The organism is Helicobacter pylori NQ4053 (assembly GCF_000274605.1).
Classification (GTDB): Bacteria; Campylobacterota; Campylobacteria; order Campylobacterales; family Helicobacteraceae; genus Helicobacter; species Helicobacter pylori_CV.
The window spans coordinates 152,367-174,996 of sequence record NZ_AKNV01000004.1; the positions used below are offsets into that span (position 1 = coordinate 152,367).

Annotated in this window: 13 protein-coding genes and 4 pseudogenes; 6 read left to right on the forward strand and 11 right to left on the reverse strand. The window is 39.9% G+C overall.

Annotation, left to right across the window (positions count from 1 at the left end; translation table 11 throughout):
- Positions 1 to 27: 27 nt before the first annotated feature.
- Both flgE and cdh read right to left on the reverse strand, forming a co-directional pair.
- A complete protein-coding gene (gene flgE / locus AYS37_RS03905; RefSeq protein ID WP_000946402.1) occupies positions 28 to 2,184 on the reverse strand; it encodes a flagellar hook protein FlgE in 2,157 nt (718 codons plus the stop codon).
- A 208-nt stretch (positions 2,185 to 2,392) separates the two neighbouring features.
- Positions 2,393 to 3,219: pseudogene (cdh, locus tag AYS37_RS03910) on the reverse strand (CDP-diacylglycerol diphosphatase).
- A gap of 269 nt (positions 3,220 to 3,488) precedes the next feature.
- Between cdh and AYS37_RS03915 the strand changes: the two are divergent.
- The gene (locus AYS37_RS03915; RefSeq protein WP_001153392.1) at positions 3,489 to 3,818 is read left to right on the forward strand and encodes a zinc ribbon domain-containing protein YjdM; all 330 of its coding nucleotides are present in this window, start codon (positions 3,489 to 3,491) and stop codon (positions 3,816 to 3,818) included.
- A gap of 51 nt (positions 3,819 to 3,869) precedes the next feature.
- Here the strand turns inward: AYS37_RS03915 and AYS37_RS03920 are convergent, their stop codons facing one another.
- From AYS37_RS03920 to AYS37_RS03930, 3 genes are all read right to left on the reverse strand, one after another.
- A complete protein-coding gene (locus AYS37_RS03920; RefSeq protein ID WP_001206518.1) occupies positions 3,870 to 4,085 on the reverse strand; it encodes a hypothetical protein in 216 nt (71 codons plus the stop codon).
- 84 nt (positions 4,086 to 4,169) lie between these two features.
- Positions 4,170 to 5,048 carry a twin-arginine translocation signal domain-containing protein gene (locus tag AYS37_RS03925; RefSeq protein WP_000828902.1) on the reverse strand — a complete coding sequence of 293 codons (879 nt, stop codon included), beginning with the start codon at positions 5,046 to 5,048 and terminating at the stop codon, positions 4,170 to 4,172.
- A 144-nt stretch (positions 5,049 to 5,192) separates the two neighbouring features.
- On the reverse strand, positions 5,193 to 6,710 hold the full coding sequence (locus AYS37_RS03930; RefSeq protein WP_000247350.1) for a catalase: 1,518 nt from the start codon (positions 6,708 to 6,710) through the stop codon (positions 5,193 to 5,195).
- Positions 6,711 to 7,029: 319 nt separating this feature from the next.
- Between AYS37_RS03930 and AYS37_RS03935 the strand changes: the two genes are divergently transcribed.
- Complete coding sequence (locus AYS37_RS03935; RefSeq protein WP_000479943.1) at positions 7,030 to 9,405, forward strand: TonB-dependent receptor; 2,376 nt, start codon at positions 7,030 to 7,032, stop codon at positions 9,403 to 9,405.
- On the opposite strand, the gene ruvC is transcribed toward AYS37_RS03935, so the two are convergent.
- Positions 9,406 to 9,879 (reverse strand): crossover junction endodeoxyribonuclease RuvC, encoded by a 474-nt coding sequence (gene ruvC, locus AYS37_RS03940; RefSeq protein ID WP_001221139.1) that lies wholly within the window; start codon positions 9,877 to 9,879, stop codon positions 9,406 to 9,408.
- 132 nt (positions 9,880 to 10,011) lie between these two features.
- On the opposite strand from ruvC, the gene AYS37_RS03945 reads away from it, so the two are divergent.
- Positions 10,012 to 10,743, forward strand: a complete 732-nt coding sequence (locus AYS37_RS03945) for an NYN domain-containing protein (RefSeq protein WP_000646774.1) — start codon at positions 10,012 to 10,014, stop codon at positions 10,741 to 10,743.
- Between the two features lie 750 nt (positions 10,744 to 11,493).
- On the opposite strand, the gene AYS37_RS03950 is transcribed toward AYS37_RS03945, so the two are convergent.
- The 5 genes and pseudogenes from AYS37_RS03950 to AYS37_RS03965 all read right to left on the reverse strand — a co-directional run bounded on the left by AYS37_RS03950 (position 11,494) and on the right by AYS37_RS03965 (position 15,548).
- Complete coding sequence (locus tag AYS37_RS03950) at positions 11,494 to 11,808, reverse strand: DUF3519 domain-containing protein (protein WP_000835866.1); 315 nt, start codon at positions 11,806 to 11,808, stop codon at positions 11,494 to 11,496.
- 91 nt (positions 11,809 to 11,899) lie between these two features.
- Positions 11,900 to 12,185 (reverse strand): annotated as a pseudogene (locus tag AYS37_RS09030) (DUF3519 domain-containing protein); the annotation flags it as partial.
- Positions 12,185 to 13,099: pseudogene (locus tag AYS37_RS09035) on the reverse strand (DUF3519 domain-containing protein); the annotation flags it as partial. The pseudogenes AYS37_RS09030 and AYS37_RS09035, both read right to left, overlap by 1 nt.
- 28 nt (positions 13,100 to 13,127) lie before the next feature.
- On the reverse strand, positions 13,128 to 13,679 hold the full coding sequence (gene ruvA / locus AYS37_RS03960) for a Holliday junction branch migration protein RuvA (protein ID WP_000635123.1): 552 nt from the start codon (positions 13,677 to 13,679) through the stop codon (positions 13,128 to 13,130).
- A 24-nt stretch (positions 13,680 to 13,703) separates the two neighbouring features.
- Entirely contained in the window at positions 13,704 to 15,548 is a 1,845-nt protein-coding gene (locus tag AYS37_RS03965; protein ID WP_000051271.1) for a hypothetical protein, read from the reverse strand.
- A 90-nt stretch (positions 15,549 to 15,638) separates the two neighbouring features.
- On the opposite strand from AYS37_RS03965, the gene murJ reads away from it, so the two are divergent.
- From murJ to vacA, 3 genes and pseudogenes are all read left to right on the forward strand, one after another.
- A complete protein-coding gene (gene murJ / locus AYS37_RS03970; protein ID WP_000913469.1) occupies positions 15,639 to 17,099 on the forward strand; it encodes a murein biosynthesis integral membrane protein MurJ in 1,461 nt (486 codons plus the stop codon).
- Positions 17,100 to 18,497 carry a cysteine--tRNA ligase gene (gene cysS, locus AYS37_RS03975; RefSeq protein WP_000471390.1) on the forward strand — a complete coding sequence of 466 codons (1,398 nt, stop codon included), beginning with the start codon at positions 17,100 to 17,102 and terminating at the stop codon, positions 18,495 to 18,497.
- 223 nt (positions 18,498 to 18,720) lie between these two features.
- Positions 18,721 to 22,594 (forward strand): annotated as a pseudogene (gene vacA / locus AYS37_RS03980) (autotransporter vacuolating cytotoxin VacA).
- Positions 22,595 to 22,630: the final 36 nt, after the last annotated feature.

Here is a 22,630-nt window from a genome sequence, read left to right on the forward strand (position 1 = left end):
TATATTGTATTAGAGTAATCCTTTGGTTTATTGCTTGAGATTCAATAGGGTATTAAGGATTTGATCGGATGTGGTTACCGCTTTAGAGTTCGCTTGAAAGCCCCTTTGAACCACAATCAAATTCGTTAAGCTCCGGCTCAAATCCACATTACTAGACTCTAGTTTGGATCCTGAAATTGAACCCCTGCGCCCCGTATTAGCCGCACCGATTAAGGCTTGCCCTGAGTTTCCGGTTTGAGAAAAGACATTCCCGCCCAAAGCCTGTAAGCCCGCATCGTTAGCGAAATTCGCTAAAGCCACTTGAGCGAGCGCTAAAGTCCTGCCATTACTGAACGCTCCTAAAAGCACCCCGTCTGAATCAAAGCGGACATCCATCAAATCGCCCGCCTGATAGCCGTTTTGCTCAATCGCATAAGTTTCAGAAATCTTATCCACGCTCGTTAGCCCATCAAAACTCCCTGAGGAACCAAAAGCTAAATTGATGCGTTGGGGGGCATCAGCGCCATTTTTAGGGTCAAATTGCAAAAGAGGCGGGTTCATGCCTGCAAGCGATCCGTCGTTATTAAAATGCAAACGGCCTCCTTCAAACACATTAGGCCTAGCCGCTGACCCCCCTACTAATTCCCCAGGCTCAGGCACGATCACTCTAAAATTCCATTCCGCCCCCCCACTCCTATAAAACTCAATGCGCATGGCGTGTTTAGTGCCTAAGCTGTCTATCACATCAATGCTTGTCGCATGCGTAGCGTGGGTGAATTTAGAACTGCTCGCTGACGCTCCTCCTTCAATCAAAGAAGCGGTATTAAGCCCTTTCATCGCGTTTTTAAACAAAACATTGTTCGTTACGCTGTCTGAAGAATACCCGCTCACAAAGATATTAAGATTTTCTTTAATGACATTTTTATTGTCTTTATTGTTGATTTCAAACATGCCGTATTGGTTGATTGTAACCCCTATAGAAGCGGCTGAATCTTGATAATTGTCCGCTAAACTAGGATCTTTAACGATATTAGCATCATGCTGGATTAAGGCGCGCAAGTCTTCAGTGGTCCTAAACTGCCCAATATCCGCATTAGGGCTAATAGAATGCGTATAACTGTATTTGAAAGCCGTTACATCTTTATCGCCATCTAAAAAGTTAGCGAACGCCCCGGTCCCGGCTTGAGTGACCACAATGTTTTTAAGCTTTTCATCGCCGTCTAATTCGTTGGTGTTTTCCAAACGCAATTGCTTGCCGTCTAAATAAGCTTCAATGCCCGTTTGGCTTTTGACCGCATTGATCGCATTTTTAGCCGCCACTAAGCTTGAAGTCCGGCTCACCGCTGAATCGTTAGTGAAAGAAATCTTAACCCCATTCAACTCAAGCGTGCTGTTTTCTGCAGAGGGGAGGATGTCTTTGACCATTTTCGCGCTTTTATAGCTCACCCAAATCCCTTGATTTTCATTCAATAAAAGAGCGTCGCCATCTTCATTGTATAAAGATCCCATGTCTTCAGCGACTTGAGCTAAATTCGTGCCTGAATCATACACCGGATTAATGCCATCTGAAGGGGTTTTGGCTGAAGAATCCAAAGCAAATATCGCCGCTGTTTGATCCGCATGCCTTCCAGCGTTTAAATTCGCCCTCATAGAAATGCGGTTACTCGCTCTAGCTGGCATCACCATTCCAGGATCAATTCTAATGTTTTCTAAAGGACCGGTGTTATCCACTTTTAAAGCGTCTGTATCGCTCCCTTTATTGCCGGTATCGCTCCCGTTTCTCACCCACCCTTGCACCACAAGCCCGCCGGTGGTAACCAAACTCCCTTGCGAGTCAAAAAGAAACTCCCCATCTCTAGTGAAATTGCGCGTGATCCCCCTATCAGGGCTAATGATAAAAAAGCCATCGCCTTGAATCGCTAGATCGGTTTTGACATCCGTGTTTTGGATATTGCCTTGTGAAAAGATTTTAGTCGTCGCATCCACGCCTACCCCAAGCCCCACAGAAAAGTCATTCTGCCCTGCCAACCCATTTTTATAGGGCGCGGTAGCGATGAGTTTGACTTGAGAGAGCATATCCACAAAAGAAGCCCTAGAATACTTAAACCCAGTGGTATTCACATTCGCAATATTGTTACTCTCAATATCCAAAGCGATTTGGTGGGCTTGCATCCCATTGACACCAGACCATAAAGACCTAAGCATGGTTATCCTTTAATTTAAAGAAATTCAATCTATGCAGAATAAAGCAAAAGTTGTTCCTAAATAGCTTTTTAGAATGATTGGTTGCGGATTTTAAAGTTTTGTTAATCAAAAAGATCGGTCAAATTCATAAGGAAATAGGGGGTTTTGTAACACTACCCCCATAATGCTTTTTAAAGACTATCGCTCAAGCTTAAGAATCTAACTCGCTTTAGCGCAAAATCGCGCATTCATGATCTTGAATCTCTTCGGCTGAAGCGCGATTTGAAGTCAATGGGTTAAATTGTGTCGCTAATAAGACAAAGGAGTTATCGCTTTGTTGCACCACCGCCAAGCCATAGTCCCCCATGCGTTTATGCGCGTTAGGCACTTCTTTAGCAAGCATGATAAATGGGCTTTTTTGCGCTAATTCGCTCTCTGTTACCCGACGCGCCAAATATTTATGCCCGTTCAAACCGCCCGGTAATGGCGACCAACGGCTGTTGATTTTTTTTAGATTATTATCCAGCTGTTTGCGCACATCAAGGCTAATGCAAGAAATATGGATGTGAAAATGGTTTTGCGATCGCCCTTTTTTAGAGTTGATCGTCAAAGAGATCGCATAATCAGGAATGGGTTTGCCGTATTTTTTACTCATAAAATCGCGCGCTTGCCAGGATAAGTAAAAAAAGTTAGGCGTAGAAGGATCAAGCAACAAAGGGCTTTCAATACCGCTAATGTGAGTCGTTGGCATCAACAAATATTGCAACGGGCCGTTAATATCTTTTAAAACCACATAGCCGGCATCGGGTTTGACTTCTATGCATGGCGAAGGATTCTGATTTTTCTCATAATTAGGCAGACATTTCTCAAAAACAATCTTACGCAACACATTCGGATCTTTAGCGTTTAAACTCATAACAGCGATAGCTACCACCGCTAAAAAAAGAAAGCCCGCTTTTTTCATCTTTTTTGCTCCTTGTTTTTCTTGTTTTTAATGAGAGTTTTTGCAAACCCTCTTGTTATTTTTCTACAATAGTGGTTAAAAGCTTTAATCATTATGATTATTTTAATAAATTTTAACTTATTAGTAACATTTAGTAACCTATTTTTAGAAAGAGCTTTTTGAATACTAACTAGAAAAAATTTAAATTGATAGCATTAAAAAAATCTAAAAGAATTTTTTAAAATATTAAATGGCTTGCGCTAAGCAAGTGGTAATTTTTCATCATGCGATCTTATGGGGTTGATACTTGTCAAAATAAAGCGTTTTATAACCTTGATTTAGGTAATATCGTCAACCTAATACCACGATAAGGACGATTATCATGCAAGATTTACCCCCATGTCCTAAATGCAACGACGCCTACACCTACCATGATGGCACGCAACTGATTTGCTCTAGTTGTTTGTATGAATGGAATGAAAATGAAGTTAATGATGAAGAATTGATCGTTAAAGATTGCCACAATAATCTTTTACAAAATGGGGACTCGGTCATTCTCATTAAGGATTTAAAGGTTAAAGGCTCATCTTTAGTGCTTAAAAAAGGCACCAAAATCAAAAACATCAAACTTGTCAATAGCGATCACAATGTGGATTGTAAAGTGGAAGGGCAGAGTTTGTCTTTAAAGTCTGAATTCCTCAAAAAAGCTTAGGAAAATACAAAAGCTTAAGAAAAAGCTTAGTGGCTTTTTGAGCTTATAAAGTCATTTTTTAGAAAAAATCAACTTATCCAACTTGAAAAAAATCACCGCTCCAATGGTTTGCCCTAAGAAAAGATTGAGCCACAACGGAAAATTGAAATAATAAAAAACCTCCATAAAAGGCAACATCACCAACGCGCTCAACATCCATCTAAGCCAATAAATTAAAAACAGCTTGGAAGCGTATTCTGTGCCAAGTTTCTTAAAAAATTCTCGCATAAAGATAACCCTTTAAACCCTTTTTGCAAACTCTCCCTAAAAAGGAAAGCCCGCTATCAAGGAATATTCCTAAATCTCATACCTTTAGACAATCGTATAGGACACTCTTTTTTCAAAAAGTTTGCTCTCGTAATTGCCTAAATCCCTACCATCCACAAGGGCAAAGGCATCGCCAAAAGTCGCCAATAAGGCAGAATCTAACTGCATGTCTTTATGGCGATTCAATGGGATAAAGACTTCCTTGTGATTATTTTGAAAATCAAACGCTAGAAATGAATCTTTCAAATACACTTCCACTCTAGGAGCGTTTTTCACCACGCTGTTTTGAGCCAATTTCAAGCCTTGCACTTCAGCGCTTTTAATCCCGCACGCATGGCATAAGGACACAAACATGCTCTCTTGTGAAATGGTTGCAAACCAAGGCAAACTATCTCGTTTAGGCAAATTTTCTTTACCCTCTAAAGCCTTCTGTCTCTTAGGCATGTCATGCTTGATGAACGCATAAAAGTTACGGACGCTTTCTTTAGGGGTTGTTCCCTTGAGCTGGTTGGCAATGTTAGCCACGCTCGCATCGTCTCTTTCATAACGCCCCATTGCTACAAAATCGCTCGTTTCAAACAAACGCTCATTCAATTGATAGCTAGCGATCTCATAAGACAAATGGACTTGCTTTTTTTGAGCGCTTTTTAAAAAATCCACTTGCAAATAAGGCACTCCAAAATTAAGCATGCTTTCATAGCTAGCATGGTTGCCTTGTAAATGCACATTGCTCGCTACAACACTTGGCATGGGAATGAAAAGTGAAGTGTGTTCTGCAGAATCAAAATCAATGCTGTACTCAGCCTCTATTTTATATTTTTTTGCAACACTCCCTTTGCTTTCTTCTGCCTGCAAAATCTGTGCTCCTAAAACAGCACCTGTAGCGCCTAAAGCAGTCGTTTTAATAAAATCCCTTCGTTTCATAACTATAACTCTTTATTGTAATTTTTAAATTCGTTGAATGAATGAAAAAGTAGGACACACCACCAAAGGAATGATGAGTATCCAAAAACCTAAATTTTGAAAGACAAAGCGTCCCTAAAAAATAAGAACGCTCAAAGAAAAGAGTTACTTTTTCTTTTTCGTGTGGTGCATGTCTTTTCCATGCATGTCTTTCATCATTTTTTGGTGCTTTTCAAGAGCTTTTTTAACTCCCTCAGCGTATTTGGGGTCAGCTTTCTTGAAATGCTCCAATTGTTTATCCACAATTTCCTTATGGGTAACATGAGCTAAAGACTCTCCAATAGTGTCATGCAACCTTTCTTTTTCATCAGCTGGCAATGAGCGGTAGTAATCACCTGGTTGGGTGTAGTAATCGCTATCATCAGCTCTGTAATCCCAATTCCACACTTCAAACTCTTTCTCAATATGAGCTAAGTTGAACTTAGGATCTCTCGCGCTCTTATCTTCTTTATAGCCAGGCAATGAGCTAGGCGTATAGTTTTGTAAAGAGCCGTAATACCCATTTTGCATGTAACCATCTCTGCTAGAAGAGTGGAATGGGCATCTTGGTTTATTAACCGGTATCTGAGGATAATTAACCCCTAAGCGGTAGCGGTGTGTGTCTCCATAAGAGAACAAGCGCCCTTGTAACATCCTATCAGGGCTATAGCCAATTCCAGGAACCACATTAGCCGGAGTGAATGCCGCTTGCTCCACTTCTGCGAAATAGTTTTCAGGATTTTTATTCAACTCTACGATGCCCACTTCCATCAACGGATAATCTTGGAGATACCAAATTTTAGTTACATCAAACGGATGGAATCGATACTTCTTAGCGTCCTCTTCTGGCATCACTTGAATGCTTAATTTCCATTTTGGGAAATCCCCTCTAGCGATCGCATTGAATAAATCCCTTTGATTGGAATCTGGATCGTATTTTCTGATTTCTGCGGCTTCTTCATTAGTCAAGTGCTTAACGCCTTGCATGGTTTCAAAGTGGAATTTCACCCAAAAGCGTTCGCCCTTAGCGTTAATAAGACTGAAAGTGTGGCTGCCAAAACCATCCATGTGGCGGAAAGATTTAGGGATACCCCTATCGCTCATAACCCATGTGACTTGGTATAAGCTTTCAGGAACATTACTCCAAAAATCCCATACCATGTCATGGTTAGGCAAATTGGTTTGAGGATCTCGTTTTTGAGTGTGGATAAAATCAGGGAATTTGATCGCATCACGGATAAAGAAAACAGGCGTGTTGTTCCCCACTAAATCCCAGTTACCTTCTTCAGTGTAATACTTCATCGCAAAACCTCTAGGGTCTCTTACCGCATCCGCGCTGCCTCTTTCACCAGCCACAGTGGAAAATCTGAAGAAGCATTCGGTTTTTTTGCCCACTTTAGAGAAAATTTTCGCTTTAGTGTATTTAGTGATGTCTTTAGTCACGGTGAAAGTGCCATAAGCCCCGCTTCCTTTAGCATGCACTACCCTTTCAGGAATCCTTTCTCTGTCAAACGCCGCTAACTTTTCCAAAAACCAAGTGCTTTGCAATAAAACAGGACCTCTAGGGCCAGCCGTAATCACATTGTTGTCATCCCAAACGGGAGCACCAAAAGCAGTGGTTTGTTTCACATCTTTATTAACCATCTTTTTTCCTTTATTTGATCTTAAATCTTCGTAATCTAGCACTAAGCCAATTACTTGTGGGGATTATTACATAATTTGTTATACAAAGACTAACAAGATTCAATTTCCTTAAAAAATCCTTTTTTTAAGAATAAAAAAACCCCTTAAGTATTTCTATTCGTAACAATTAATGAAAATAAGAAAGATTAAAAACAAAATTTTATTTTTAATCTGGTTTTAATAATAATTATTATACTATTCTACCTCAATGTTTTAGTGGATTTTGTTTTTTTTTTTGATTTTTATTTTTTGAATTTTTAAATTTAAGGAGAGTTGTTGGATGTTTTTAAGATCATACCCAAAGCTTAGATACGCTTTATGTTTGCCCCTACTCACTGAGACTTGCTATAGTGAAGAGCGGACTTTAAACAAGGTTACCACCCAAGCCAAAAGGATTTTCACTTACAATAATGAGTTTAAGGTTACTTCTAAAGAATTGGATCAACGCCAAAGCAATGAAGTCAAAGACCTGTTTAGGACTAACCCTGATGTGAATGTGGGCGGAGGGAGCGTGATGGGGCAGAAAATCTATGTGAGAGGCGTTGAAGACAGGCTTTTAAGGGTTACGGTGGATGGGGCTGCACAAAATGGCAATATCTACCACCACCAAGGCAACACCGTGATTGACCCTGGCATGCTCAAAAGCGTGGAAGTTACTAAAGGCGCGGCGAATGCGAGTGCGGGGCCAGGAGCGATTGCGGGAGTGATTAAAATGGAGACTAAAGGAGCGGCTGATTTTATCCCTAGGGGGAAAAATTATGCAGCGAGTGGGGCGGTGAGTTTTTATACTAATTTTGGGGACAGGGAGACTTTTAGATCGGCTTATCAAAATGCACATTTTGACATTATCGCTTACTACACACACCAAAATATTTTCTATTATAGGAGCGGTGCTACAGCGATGAAAAACCTTTTCAATCCCACACAAGCCGATAAAGAGCCAGGAACCCCTAGCGAACAGAACAACGCTTTGATTAAAATGAATGGCTATTTGAGCGACAGAGACACGCTCACTTTCAGCTGGAACATGACACGAGATAACGCTACACGCCCTTTAAGGAGCAACGCTATAGGGTTAGCCTATCCTTGTGAAGCCCCTTTTAGCCCTGATGGCGCTCAAGGGTGTCCTAATGTGCTAGATAGTTTCACTAGATACATGTATCACTCCATTAATAGCGCTAACAATCTTTCATTACAATATAAAAGAGAGGCGGGAAATTCTTTTGGCGACCCACGATTAGATTTTACCCTTTATACAAGCATCAGGAACGCTCAGTTTGATCCTTTATTTGATCCTAATGGCGTTTATGCCAAATTCCCCACTTCTTTAGCGAGTGCATGGGAAAGAGAAAATTACCCATGCGTTGAAGGCGGGTATTGCACCCCAAGCTTTTCTGATGTGGATAAACCAAGCTCACAACCTAGAAATCTGTTTTTAAACAACACCGGCTTAAACCTTAAAGTCGCGCATGTGATTGATGAAGCCACAGACAGCCTTTTTGAATACGGATTCAACTACCAAAATTTAAGCGTTTTTGACGCTCGTATCCCTAAATCAGAATTATACAGGCCTAATCAAGTCTATACTGATGATAAAGGACAAAAACAAATCGCTTGCTCTCTTGTGGATAATAACCCCAATGACCCTACGCTATGCCAAAGAGGGAAAGCGAACGGGAATATTTATGGAGGCTACGTGCAAGCGAATTACTCGCCTCATAAAATCATCACTTTTGGAGCGGGGGTTAGGTGGGACGCCTACACGCTTTATGACAAGGATTGGAACCACCGCTACACTCAAGGCTTTAGCCCTAGCGCGGCTCTTGTGCTAAGCCCCATTGAGCCTTTATCTTTAAAAATCACTTATTCTCAAGTTACAAGGGGGGTTATGCCAGGAGATGGCGTGTACATGCGTCAAAACGATTTACGATACGCTAAAAACATCAAGCCTGAAGTGGGCTCTAACGCTGAATTTAATATTGATTATTCAAGCCAGTATTTTAGCGGGAGGGCTGCGGCGTTCTATCAAGCTTTGGATAATTTCATCTCACAATACGCGCAAAATTTGATCGTAACCAATTTAAATCAAGCGATTCGCATTTATGGCTATGAAGTGGGTGGGACTTTTAGATACAAGGGCGTGAGTTTGAATGTAGGGATCTCGCGTACCTGGCCCACCACTAGGGGGTATTTAATGGCGGATAGCTATGAGCTTGCCGCAAGCACCGGTAATGTTTTTATCATTAAATTGGATTACACCATCCCCAAAACAGGGATCAATCTTGCATGGCTTAGCCGCTTTGTTACCGGTTTGGATTATTGCGGGTTTGATATTTATTTGCCCGATTATGGGACGGCTGAGAAACCCAAAACCCCTACCGATTTAGCCAAATGCGGATCTAAATTAGGGTTAGTGCATATGCACAAACCGGGCTATGGCGTGAGTAATTTTTATATCAATTGGAGTCCTAAAACCAAAAGCCGCTGGAAAGGTTTGTTGCTTTCAGCCGTGTTCAATAATGTTTTCAACAAATTCTATGTGGATCAAACAAGCCCCTATGTCATGAGCCCGGATATGCCAGGCACTGACGCTATTAAAAGAGCGATCGCCGAGCCTGGTTTTAATGCGCGTTTTGAAGTGGCTTACAAATGGTGATTAGTGGAGCTTTAAGCGTTGCGCATGCGTGATAGCAACGGCTATCGCATCGCTAATATCCAAAGGCTTGATTTCGCTTGTGATGTTAAGCAAGCGTTTGACCATAAAGGCCACTTGCTCTTTAGCGGCTTTCCCGTTACCAGTTAGGGCTTTTTTGACTTGCAAGGGCGTGTATTCGCTGAAATTACCAATCCTTTCTAAAATCTTTAAGGACAACGCCCCCCTGAATTGCGCGAGTTTGATCACGCTTTTAGGGTTATACCCAAAGAAAATATCCTCAATCGCTACTTCATGGACTTCGTAACGATCCAATAAACAATCTAAGGCTTCTATCAAGTCTAAAATTTGCTCTTGCAAGCGTGTCGTGGTGATATTAATGAACCCGGCCGTGATTAAAGAAAGCTTGTTAGAAGCGTGAGAAATGATAGCATACCCGCATTTCCTACTGCCTGGGTCTATTCCTAAAATACGCATCAATCATTCCTATTATTTAATTGCAAGGTTTAAAAAACGCTATTATTATATCCATGTTTCTTGTTGGCGCAAAAATACAAGATTGCATTAAGAACTTTTAAAAAATTTAGCGTATAAATAAGGGAGCAATAAATGAAAGCAAACACAATCATACTAGTGGATTGGGAGAATTTCAGGCGCGATATTAAACAAACAAAGTGCGTTAATTACAATATCGCTTTAGATGTGATCGTTACTATCAGGGCTTTTTTACTAGATGATGAATGGATCAGTCGTATTTACTTTTATACCACCCCACCCTTTGATTTTGAACATGCGTTATGGGATAAAAGGAATGACACGCTCCAAAATGAAAAAAATCCGGGAACAGAAATGAAAATCTTCACCAGTAGCGACATTGAAGAGATCTTACAAAGCAGTGAAGCGACTAAATGGGAAAAGATTTATAGCGATGTGGAAAATTTCCAACATGATCTCGCTTCATTGGATCAAGTGGAATTGAGGTTAGGGAGGACTAAGTTAAACGCAATAAGAGTGGAGTTTGATGGGAGTTATAGAGCGTTATTGGAACAAAAACAGGTGGATATGCTCATGGGTCTTGACATTCAAAGAATCGCCTTTAAAAAAATAGCTGATAGGATTTTGATATTTTCAAAAGATACGGATCTAATCCCCGCGCTCAAATTAGCCAGAGATGAGGGGCTAAGGGTGGATATTGCCGATTTATCTAACAGATTGTCTCTTCTTAGCCAGGATTTGAAATACAATTCGGATAAAGTGAGGAAATTGAGCAGTAACGAAGTCAAAGACAAGCTGTTTTCCATCAGAGAAAATCTCACTAAAACCAACTGGGCTTTAAACTAAACCCTAAAAAGGGTTATTTCATTTTTATAGAGTTTAAAAAATCATTTTTTAAAAGCTCAATTATTGGCGTTTGATCAGAACAAAGCCAGAATTTTAAAGGGGTTTTTAGGCTTATTTTTTTCATACTGACTGGGTAAGTCTGGGTAGTTTATTGCCTTGCTTATTCTTTTGTGGTAGGATTGGGGTTATTAGAGTTTAAAGAAGAAGCTAAACGCTCTCCATCTTTTGTAATTAAGCTAGGGTCTATAAACTTAGCTTGCTCTCTAAGATTTCCTGCTTTCTTTTCAAACCCTATAATAACCCACTCACTCTTTAATGATTCGCTTTATCCATTATCATTCTCGCTTCCTCTATGATTTGATTGTAGCTATACTCTTCGTTAGTTTTTCATTTCCTGACTTCCTTGACTTTTTCAAGTTTTTGTTTTATAGTTTCAATGGTAGCCCACTCATTGCTTTTTAGCATTTTCAGCTATCCTGCGGAATGAAAGAGTGGATAATGTCCGCCTTGTCAATCTCTGCTTTAACATTATTTTTTGTTTGCATTCATTCTCCTTGCGTTCTCCTTGAAAAGATTTAGGTCGTTATTTGACTTTGTTGGGGTTTTTATGGTAGCATCCTTACAGACATCGCTATAGGAACTCAACCTATGGTTGCCCCTTAGAGGGTTTGGTGTCTTGCATTAAAGCTTTGATTGATACATCATTTTTAAGATTAATTCATTTTTCACTCCTTGACTTATTAAAGTTTTTTAAGTATTGTTCTTTTTAGCACCACCATGGGAACTCGACCTATGTGGCACCTTCGCATTAGCGTTGAGTGAGGTGCTTGAAAATTCTTTATAAGCCTTGTTATTCTTATAATCTCCGTTACTCTTGAACATTGTTTTTAAAACTAATTCACTCTTTCTATTATTTAATATTTTTGTGCTAATATTGTCAAGGCATGGGTTGGAGAATAACTTTCTAACCCATACTAAAAACACTTTGAGTGTGCCAAGAGACCCTGACACATAAGACGCAAGGGCTTGTGTATGGTCAAGGTGAGACTTTTTAATGCTTTTCATTCCTTACTCCTTGTGTTTAATTTTTTATGTTAAAGTTTCAAAACACATTAGCTTTATCAAATATGTCTAGCACTCAGCTCATAACTGATGGTCAATTGCTATTCTGAGATTTTGCTAATGTTTTTCTATGGGCTACACTATCCTTATAATTTCGTTTTATGCTTCGTTTTTAGTATTAATTCATATTTTTCGGCGTTGGCTTGTTCTAGGGGGCTTAAAGGCTCTTGCGTTTTAAGTGCGTTTGTGGTAGGATTAGGTTCTGTGAGTTTAGGGGTTCCCAAACCTACCCCTTGTAATTGAGCCATAAGGAGGAACGGTGACTCACTCTCGCTATTATAGATTTCATAACTGCTTACTACCCACTTATTTCCTAGTCTCGCTCGTGTTCTAATTTCTTTTTTAAAGCGGCTTTTCGTTGGCTCTCTTGCTCTTTGGCTTTTAAAAATTCTTGTTCGCTTTGTTCTTGCTCTTTTTGTAATTTAGCAAGCTTTTCAGCTTCTGCTTGTTCTAAAGGGCTTAATTTGGTAGCGTTTTGTGTGGTTTCGTTTAAATTTTCGCTTGTTTTTAATAAATCCTCTTGATCTGTTAGCGGTTTTGGTGTAGGATTAGGTTCATCAAGGGTAATGGGTTGTGTCCCGTTATCCTTTGAGGTGCTAGGTTGTGGCCTGGCATCTCTAAAATCTTTAAAATTCCTATGAAAATCAAAAATCTTATTCCCATCGTTTAAATCATCTACGACTAACCTAATCTTAACGCCGTCATTCTCCCATTCATAAGAATATCTAAACCCATTTTTAAGCCTTTCAAAACTCTCTAATAACACGCTCCCGTTTTTGATCGCTTCGCTCATGTTGATTAGCTCGTCGTTCGTGAGGGCACCTGTGCTTTCTGCTCCGTTCTGTTTAACTAAAATCTTTTTAGTGGTCGCATGCCTTGTGCCTTGATCTAAAATGTAAAGATCGTTTAAATCTATCTTTTTAATCTCGCCTTTGTCTAATTCTCCTTTAAAAACCTTTAAAACTTGTTGCTGTTCTTTAGTAAGCTTGCTTTCATCAATCTTTTGCAATTCTTGTAAGGCTTTTTCGTATTTAGTAGCCTTTTCCTTGATTTCTTCGCTCGCTTGTTTAACGCCATTATTAAGCTCTTCAATGATTTTAAGCGTGTTGTTGCTAAAGTGGGATTTTTGTGCGCTTAATTCTAAATTCTTACTAAACTCACTTATTGAGTGGCTTCTTTCTAAAGCTCGCTTTAGGTGATACTTTAACGCCGCGCCTGCGGTGGCTTCGTTCAAAGCGTAGCCGCTAAACTAAAACCTTTTTTTAAGAGCGCAGTTGTTGTAAGGCTTCTTTAATCGCTGCTTCTATGCTGAGATTGGGTTTTAGGGTTTTTAAGACTTGGTTGATTTCAGTGCTTTTAAAGCCCAAACTCTCTAGGGCTAAAAAAACCTCATTGCGTGCGGGTCTGTTTTCATCTTGAATGAAAAAGCCAATCAAATCCACCATGATCTTATCAGCGAGCTTTTTCCCTATACCTGGGACTTGCTGGAGTCTTTTGACTTCTTTAGTGGCGATAATGTTTTCAAATTCATTCGGCGAAAAGCTTGAAAGAATGGTTAAAGCGATACGCCCCCCTACCCCATTGATTTTTAAAAGCCTTTCAAAAAGGATTTTTTCACTCTCTTCTAAAAACCCGTATAAAAGATGCGCGTCTTCTTTGATCACTTGCAAGATCTTCAAACGCACTTTTTGGCCCGCTTGAAGCAAAGCAGCCGTTCGCATAGAAACTTGCACCCCATAAACAACCCCTTGCACTTCTATATGCGCTTCTAAAGCAGAAATTTTTTCCACAACCCCTATCAAACCCACTATCATTTTATCCCTTTTTTATTTCTTGCTCTAGCCTTTTATAGCGCTTTTAGGGACTTTTTTGATTTTATGGTCTTCATAGATCACGTTCACGCTTTCATTGTGGCTTAACATGGCGCTCAAGTTGCTCACTTTTGGGTAATTGCGATGATAAATCACGATATTTTCTTGCTTGAAAGGGTTTTTAGTCGTAATGCTTGCATGCTGGAAGCTGTTTTCTATGCTGATGAGTTTAGCGTAACATTCATTATTGATTTTTTGCAATTCTAGCATTTGAGCTTTTAAGATTTTCAAACGCTTTAGAGCAAACATAAACTCGCTATAAGCGTCTTTCACGCTTTCTTGTTGCATTAAAGAGCGTTTGATTTCTTCGGTGGCGTTTTTAAGCTTTTCCATGATGATTTGATTGTTTTTGACCAAATGGTTTAAGGACTGGTGCTGAGCGATGATTTTTTTAGATTTTACCCCTAAGGCATTGAGTTTTTGTTTAGCGTTTTTCAATTCTTCTTGGTTTTCTCGCCCCCCAAAAGCGTAAAAAATAAAGCGGTTGCCATTACCATCCACCTCATCAATCCAACATTGCTTGGAAAAATACAGCTTGTTGTCGCTTTTAAGCTTTTCTAAAGCGATTTCTTTCGCATAGACCACGCTCCCCGCGCTCGCTTCCACTTTAACGCTATTGGCATACACTTTAGCGCGCTCTAAATACTTGCACTCAAACTCTTTAGCGTAGCACACGCCCTTATGGTTAGTGATACGCGCTTGATTGGCATAGACATAGCTTTCAGGGTGGATTTGCCCCTCTATAGTGATTTCTTTAGCCACTAAGATCACATTCTTACCCACATTGCCCTTAACGTTAATTACGCTCGCTTCTAAAATGAGGTTAGAATCGATCGCATCGCTCAATTCGTCTTTAGCTTGGATTTCTAAAGCTAACCCGCTCTCCACTCCCCCTAAAAGATTAGGCGTTTCAATGGATTTGATCCCGTTTTTAAAGATAAAATTTTGCTTAGAAACCAAACGCCCTTTTTCCATTTTAACCCCTTGTAAGGCTTTGGAGTAATACACTAAGGCGTTATTTTCTTCTCTTTCTTCAAAAGCGTTTTTGTCATGCCCTATGGGGGTGGGCGAATGGGCAACTTTAGGCAATTCAATATAAAGGCCTTTAAGATTACGGCCGTCTCTGCCTTGTTTGGGGCAATTCACGCAAGCGACTTTTTGATTTTCTTTAGCGATATAATAATTTTCTTTAACAAAAGATTCTTCTTGATCGCTTAAAGGAATGGTATGGGTTGGAAGGTATTCTTCTTCTAGTAAAAAATGGGATTTTTCTTCTGTATTAGGGATAAAAGTTGGAGAAGCGTATAAAATAAAGCGCTTGTTTTGGGCTTCTTTTTGATATTTTCTTAACTCTGTTTTTAAATTTTCATACATTTGTGAAAAATGCCTAAACACCACGCCCTCAAAAGCCAAACGCTCTTTAATATACGCAAACATTTCTTGGTAATACTCTTCAGTGTCTAGGACAATAAAACACTCGTCTAAAATAATTTCTATTTTACTTAAATCTTCATCCACTTTTACTTCAAAAAAGCGTTTGTAAGCGTTTGATTTGATTTTAATGTCATGGGTTTGATAAAGGGTTAGCTCTTTTTTTTCATAGTATTCCTCTTCTTCTAATTGCTGCAATTCCCCACCAAAAGCCTCGCTAAAATCGTCTTTAGCGCTGTTTTTGATAAAAATAGAAGTTTTTAAAATCTCAAACCACAGATCTTCTGTTTGTAATTTATTTTCAGCGGCCGCTTTTTTTAATTCTTTTTGAATGTCTTTGCACCGCTCAACTTTTATAGGGGCAAAACGCTCCAAGCTCATTTTTTAATCCTTAAATGGTATTATAAAGATTTAGAAAAAGGAATATGCTAACAAAAAAACACTGAAAATTAGGTAATAACTGCGACTGACATGCTAAAAAAAATATTTTTAACCAATAGCTTAGGGATTTTATGCTCTAGGATTTTTGGCTTTTTACGGGATTTGATGATGGCCAATATTCTAGGGGCTGGGGTGTATAGCGATATTTTCTTTGTGGCTTTCAAATTGCCTAATTTATTCAGGCGTATTTTTGCGGAGGGTTCTTTTTCTCAAAGCTTTTTACCAAGCTTCATACGAAGCTCCATTAAGGGGGGTTTTGCGAGTTTGGTGGGGCTTATTTTTTGCGGCGTTTTATTCATATGGTGCTTGTTAGTAGCGCTCAATCCCTTATGGCTAACCAAACTCCTAGCTTACGGCTTTGATGAAGAGACGCTCAAACTATGCACCCCTATTGTAGCGATCAATTTTTGGTATCTTTTATTGGTGTTTATCACCACTTTTTTAGGCGCGCTTTTACAATACAAACACAGCTTTTTTGCCAGCGCTTATAGCGCAAGCTTACTCAATGTATGCATGATTTTAGCCCTTTTCATTTCTAAAGAAAAAACGCATTTAGAAGCGTTGTATTATTTGAGCTATGGCGTGCTTTTAGGGGGCGTGGCTCAAATTTTATTACACTTTTATCCTTTAATGGAATTAGGCTTATGGGATTTATTGTCTAAAGGGTTGTTGGGTTTTAAGACTAAAAACGCAAACAAAAAAGAATATCGTTTGAATAGGGCTAAAAGGGATCTGAAAGGGTTTTTCAAGCAGTTTTTCCCTAGCGTTTTAGGCAATTCTAGCGCTCAGATCGCTTCTTTTTTAGACACCACGATCGCCTCTTTTTTAGCGAGCGGGAGCGTGTCTTATTTGTATTACGCTAACAGAGTCTTCCAGCTCCCTTTAGCCTTATTTGCTATCGCTATCTCCACAGCCCTTTTCCCTAGCATTGCGATCGCGCTTAAAAATAATCAGCAGGATTTAATCTTACAACGCTTGCAAAAGGCGTGGTTTTTCTTGGTGGGCGTTTTGCTCTTTTGCAGCATTGGGGGGATCATGCTAAGTCAAGAAATCACCGAGCTTTTATTTGAAAGGGGGCAGTTTAGCCCTAAAGACACCTTAATCACTTCGCAAGTCTTTTCGCTCTATCTTTTAGGCTTGCTCCCTTTTGGGCTAACTAAACTCTTTTCTTTATGGCTTTATGCGAAATTAGAGCAAAAAAAAGCGGCTAAAATCTCTTTAATTTCGCTTTTTTTAGGTTTGGTGGCTTCTTTGAGTTTAATGCCTTTGTTAGGGGTTTTGGGTTTAGCGTTAGCGAATAGTTTGAGCGGGTTGTTTTTATTTGTTTTAACGATAAAAGCGTTTGGCTTTCAATTATTCTTGGGTATAATCAAGAATTTAAAATCATGGCTTGTAATCCTTTTCCTCGCTTGCGTGGAAATCTTATTACTCTTAGCGTTCAAATCGTGGGTTACACATTTATATTTATTTTATTATTTTCAAGGTTTTTAAATGTTTATTTATGATACCAAATCAAAACAAAAAGTCCCTTTTGAGCCTTTAGTTAAAAATAAGGCGAATATTTATGTGTGCGGGCCTACGGTGTATGATGACGCTCATTTAGGGCATGCCAGGAGCGCGATTGCTTTTGATTTGTTAAGGCGCACGCTTGAGTTGAGCGGCTATGAAGTAATGCTAGTAAGGAATTTCACGGATATTGACGATAAAATCATCAACAAAGCCTTAAAAGAAAACAAAAGCATTCAAGAATTAAGCAGCATTTATATTGAATCTTACACGAGGGATTTAAACGCTTTGAACGTGAAACAACCCAGCCTAGAGCCTAAAGCGAGCGAGTATTTAGACGCTATGGTGCACATGATTGAAACGCTTTTAGAAAAAAATTTCGCTTATAGAGTCTCTAATGGGGATATTTATTTAGACACGAGCAAGGATAAAGATTACGGCTCTTTGAGCGTACATAATAGCAGTATGGAATTTAGCCGTATTGGTTTGGTGCAAGAAAAACGGCTTGAGCAGGATTTTGTGCTATGGAAAAGCTATAAGGGGGATAATGATGTGGGCTTTGATAGCCCTTTAGGCAAAGGGCGCCCTGGCTGGCATATAGAATGCTCTAGCATGGTTTTTGAAACTTTAGCGCTCGCTAACACCCCCTATCAAATTGATATCCATGCTGGCGGAGCGGATTTGTTATTCCCCCACCATGAAAATGAAGCGTGCCAAACCCGTTGTGCCTTTGGCGTGGAGATCGCTAAATACTGGATGCATAACGGCTTTGTGAATATCAATAATGAAAAAATGTCTAAAAGTTTAGGGAATAGCTTTTTTATTAAAGACGCCCTGAAAAACTATGATGGCGAAATTTTGCGCAATTACTTGCTAGGGGTGCATTATCGCTCTGTTTTGAATTTCAATGAAGAAGACTTGTTAGTGAGTAAAAAACGCTTGGATAAAATCTATCGCTTGAAACAGCGCGTTTTAGGGACTTTGGGAGGAATAAATCCAAACTTTAAAAAAGAAATTTTAGAATGCATGCAAGATGATTTGAACGTTTCTAAAGCGTTGAGCGTTTTAGAAAGCATGCTTTCTTCCACTAATGAAAAACTGGATCAAAACCCCAAAAACAAGGCTTTAAAAGGCGAAATTTTAGCGAATTTGAAATTCATAGAAGAACTGCTTGGTATTGGGTTTAAAGACCCTAGTGCGTATTTCCAATTAGGCGTGAGCGAGAGTGAAAAACAAGAAATTGAAAGCAAGATAGAAGAAAGAAAACGCGCCAAAGAGCAAAAAGATTTTTTAAAAGCCGATAGCATCAGAGAAGAGCTTTTGAAACAAAAAATCGCTTTGATGGACACCCCACAAGGCACGATTTGGGAGAAGTTTTTTTAAGCGCCTCCCATTTTACCTTTTTACACATTCTAGCCAAAATTTTCAGCCATATTACTTTTTAATCTTGTTAAGTTTTATGTTCATTTACCTTAATTTGATAAAAATTGAACACTGGTTGTAGATACTATATATTTATAGCCTTAATCGTAAATGCAACAGAAATTTTCTAGTCTAAAGTCGCACCCTTTGTGCAAAAATCGTTTTACAAAAAGAAAGGAAGAAAATGGAAATACAACAAACACACCGCAAAATCAATCGCCCTTTAGTTTCTCTCGTTTTAGCAGGAGCGTTGATTAGCTCCATACCGCAAGAGAGTCATGCTGCCTTTTTCACAACCGTGATCATTCCAGCCATTGTTGGGGGTATCGCCACAGGCACCGCTGTAGGAACTGTCTCAGGGCTTCTTAGCTTGGGGGCTCAAACAAGCCGAAGAAGCCAATAAAACCCCAGATAAACCCGATAAAGTTTGGCGCATTCAAGCAGGAAAAGGCTTTAATGAATTCCCCAACAAGGAATACGACTTATACAGATCCCTTTTATCCAGTAAGATTGATGGAGGTTGGGACTGGGGGAATGCCGCTAGGCATTATTGGGTCAAAGGCGGGCAGCAGAACAAGCTTGAAGTGGATATGAAAGACGCTGTAGGGACTTATAAACTATCAGGGCTTAGAAACTTTACTGGTGGGGATTTAGACGTGAATATGCAAAAAGCCACTTTGCGCTTGGGCCAATTCAATGGCAATTCTTTCACAAGCTATAAGGATAGCGCTGATCGCACCACGAGAGTGGATTTCAACGCTAAAAATATTTCAATTGATAATTTTGTAGAAATCAATAATCGTGTGGGTTCTGGAGCCGGGAGGAAAGCCAGCTCTACGGTTTTGACTTTGCAAGCTTCAGAAGGGATCACTAGCAGTAAAAACGCTGAAATTTCTCTTTATGATGGCGCCACGCTTAACTTGGCTTCAAACAGCGTTAAATTAATGGGTAATGTGTGGATGGGCCGTTTGCAATACGTGGGAGCATATCTGGCCCCTTCATACAGCACGATAAACACTTCAAAAGTGACAGGGGAAGTGAATTTTAACCACCTCACTGTTGGCGATAAAAACGCCGCTCAAGCAGGCATTATCGCTAGCAACAAGACTCATATTGGCACACTGGATTTGTGGCAAAGTGCAGGGCTAAACATTATCGCCCCTCCAGAAGGCGGTTATAAGGATAAACCTAAGGATAAACCTAGTAACACCACGCAAAATAATGCTAACAACAACCAACAAAACAGCGCTCAAAACAATAGTAACACTCAGGTCATTAACCCACCCAATAGCGCGCAAAAAACAGAAATTCAACCCACGCAAGTCATTGACGGGCCTTTTGCGGGCGGCAAAGACACGGTTGTCAATATTGATCGCATCAACACTAACGCTGATGGCACGATTAGAGTGGGAGGGTATAAAGCTTCTCTTACCACCAATGCGGCTCACTTGCATATCGGCAAAGGCGGTGTCAATCTGTCCAATCAAGCGAGCGGGCGTTCTTTATTAGTGGAAAATCTAACCGGGAATATCACCGTTGATGGGCCTTTAAGAGTGAATAATCAAGTGGGTGGTTATGCTTTGGCAGGATCAAGTGCGAATTTTGAGTTTAAGGCTGGTACGGATACCAAAAACGGCACAGCCACTTTTAATAACGATATTAGTTTGGGAAGATTTGTGAATTTAAAAGTGGATGCTCATACAGCTAATTTTAAAGGTATTGATACGGGTAATGGTGGTTTCAACACCTTAGATTTTAGTGGTGTTACAGGTAAGGTCAATATCAACAAGCTCATTACGGCTTCCACTAATGTGGCCGTTAAAAACTTCAACATTAATGAATTGATTGTTAAAACCAATGGGGTGAGCGTGGGGGAATACACTCATTTTAGCGAAGATATAGGCAGTCAATCGCGCATCAATACCGTGCGTTTGGAAACTGGCACTAGGTCAATCTTTTCTGGGGGTGTCAAATTTAAAAGCGGCGAAAAATTGGTTATAGATGAGTTTTACTATAGCCCTTGGAATTATTTTGACGCTAGGAATATTAAAAATGTTGAAATCACCAGAAAATTCGCTTCTTCAACCCCAGAAAACCCTTGGGGCACATCAAAACTTATGTTTAATAATCTAACCCTGGGTCAAAATGCGATCATGGACTATAGTCAATTTTCAAATCTAACCATTCAGGGGGATTTTATCAACAATCAAGGCACTATCAACTATCTAGTCCGAGGCGGGCAAGTGGCAACCTTAAGCGTAGGCAATGCAGCAGCTATGATGTTTAATAATGATATAGACAGCGCGACCGGATTTTACAAACCGCTCATCAAGATTAACAGCGCTCAAGATCTCATTAAAAATACAGAGCATGTTTTATTGAAAGCAAAAATCATTGGTTATGGCAATGTTTCTACAGGTACCAATGGCATTAGTAATGTTAATCTAGAAGAGCAATTCAAAGAGCGCCTAGCCCTTTATAACAACAATAACCGCATGGATACTTGTGTGGTGCGAAATACTGATGACATTAAAGCATGCGGTATGGCTATCGGCAATCAAAGCATGGTGAACAACCCTGACAATTACAAGTATCTTATCGGTAAGGCATGGAAAAATATAGGCATCAGTAAAACGGCTAACGGCTCTAAAATTTCGGTGTATTATTTAGGCAATTCTACGCCTTCTGAGAATGGTGGCAATACCACCAACTTACCCACAAACACCACTAATAATGCGCGTTCTGCTAACTACGCCCTCGTAAAGAACGCTCCTTTCGCTCACAGCACCACTCCTAATTTAGTCGCTATCAATCAGCATGATTTTGGCACTATTGAAAGCGTGTTTGAATTGGCTAACCGCTCTAAAGATATTGACACGCTCTATACTCATTCAGGCGCGCAAGGTAGGGATCTTTTGCAAACCTTATTGATTGATAGCCATGATGCGGGTTATGCCAGACAAATGATTGATGCTACAAGCGCTAATGAAATCACCAAGCAATTGAATGCGGCCACTACCACTTTAAACAACATAGCCAGTTTAGAGCATAAAACCAGTGGCTTGCAAACTTTGAGCTTGAGCAATGCGATGATTTTAAATTCTCGTTTAGTCAATCTCTCCAGGAGACACACCAACAATATTAACTCGTTCGCTCAACGCTTACAAGCTTTAAAAGGCCAGAGATTCGCTTCTTTAGAGAGTGCGGCAGAAGTGTTGTATCAATTTGCCCCTAAATATGAAAAACCCACCAATGTTTGGGCTAACGCTATTGGGGGAGCGAGCTTGAATAATGGCTCTAACGCTTCATTATATGGCACAAGTGCAGGCGTAGACGCTTACCTTAATGGGGAAGTGGAAGCCATTGTGGGCGGTTTTGGAAGCTATGGTTATAGCTCTTTTAGTAATCAAGCGAACTCTCTTAACTCTGGGGCTAATAACACTAATTTTGGCGTGTATAGCCGTATTTTTGCCAACCAGCATGAATTTGACTTTGAAGCTCAAGGGGCGCTAGGGAGCGATCAATCAAGCTTGAATTTCAAAAGCGCTCTACTGCGAGATTTGAATCAAAGCTATAATTACTTAGCCTATAGCGCTGCAGCAAGAGCGAGCTATGGTTATGACTTCGCGTTTTTTAGGAACGCTTTAGTGTTAAAACCAAGCGTGGGCGTGAGCTATAACCATTTAGGCTCAACCAACTTTGAAAGCAACAGCACCAATAAAGCGGCTTTAAAAAATGGCGCGAGCAGTCAGCATTTATTCAACGCTAACGCTAATGTGGAAGCGCGCTATTATTATGGGGACACTTCATACTTCTATATGAACGCTGGAGTTTTACAAGAGTTCGCTCACTTTGGATCGAATGATGTGGCGTCTTTAAACACCTTTAAAATCAATGCCGCTCGCAGTCCTTTAAGCACCTATGCAAGAGCGATGATGGGTGGGGAATTGCAATTAGCTAAAGAAGTGTTTTTGAATTTGGGCGTGGTTTATTTGCACAATTTGATTTCCAACGCAAGCCATTTCGCTTCCAATTTAGGAATGAGGTATAGTTTCTAATACCAATCTAAAAACCCATGCTCAAAGCATGGGTTT

Coding starts and splice junctions, on each gene's coding strand:
- murJ (WP_000913469.1), top strand. CDS start 15,639: ATGCTAAAAAAAATATTTTTAACCAATAGCTTAGGGATTTTATGCTCT.
- AYS37_RS03915 (WP_001153392.1), top strand. CDS start 3,489: ATGCAAGATTTACCCCCATGTCCTAAATGCAACGACGCCTACACCTAC.
- AYS37_RS03925 (WP_000828902.1), bottom strand. CDS start 5,048: ATGAAACGAAGGGATTTTATTAAAACGACTGCTTTAGGCGCTACAGGT.
- ruvA (WP_000635123.1), bottom strand. CDS start 13,679: ATGATAGTGGGTTTGATAGGGGTTGTGGAAAAAATTTCTGCTTTAGAA.
- AYS37_RS03945 (WP_000646774.1), top strand. CDS start 10,012: ATGAAAGCAAACACAATCATACTAGTGGATTGGGAGAATTTCAGGCGC.
- ruvC (WP_001221139.1), bottom strand. CDS start 9,879: ATGCGTATTTTAGGAATAGACCCAGGCAGTAGGAAATGCGGGTATGCT.
- AYS37_RS03965 (WP_000051271.1), bottom strand. CDS start 15,548: ATGAGCTTGGAGCGTTTTGCCCCTATAAAAGTTGAGCGGTGCAAAGAC.
- cysS (WP_000471390.1), top strand. CDS start 17,100: ATGTTTATTTATGATACCAAATCAAAACAAAAAGTCCCTTTTGAGCCT.
- flgE (WP_000946402.1), bottom strand. CDS start 2,184: ATGCTTAGGTCTTTATGGTCTGGTGTCAATGGGATGCAAGCCCACCAA.
- AYS37_RS03935 (WP_000479943.1), top strand. CDS start 7,030: ATGTTTTTAAGATCATACCCAAAGCTTAGATACGCTTTATGTTTGCCC.
- AYS37_RS03920 (WP_001206518.1), bottom strand. CDS start 4,085: ATGCGAGAATTTTTTAAGAAACTTGGCACAGAATACGCTTCCAAGCTG.
- AYS37_RS03950 (WP_000835866.1), bottom strand. CDS start 11,808: ATGAAAAGCATTAAAAAGTCTCACCTTGACCATACACAAGCCCTTGCG.
- AYS37_RS03930 (WP_000247350.1), bottom strand. CDS start 6,710: ATGGTTAATAAAGATGTGAAACAAACCACTGCTTTTGGTGCTCCCGTT.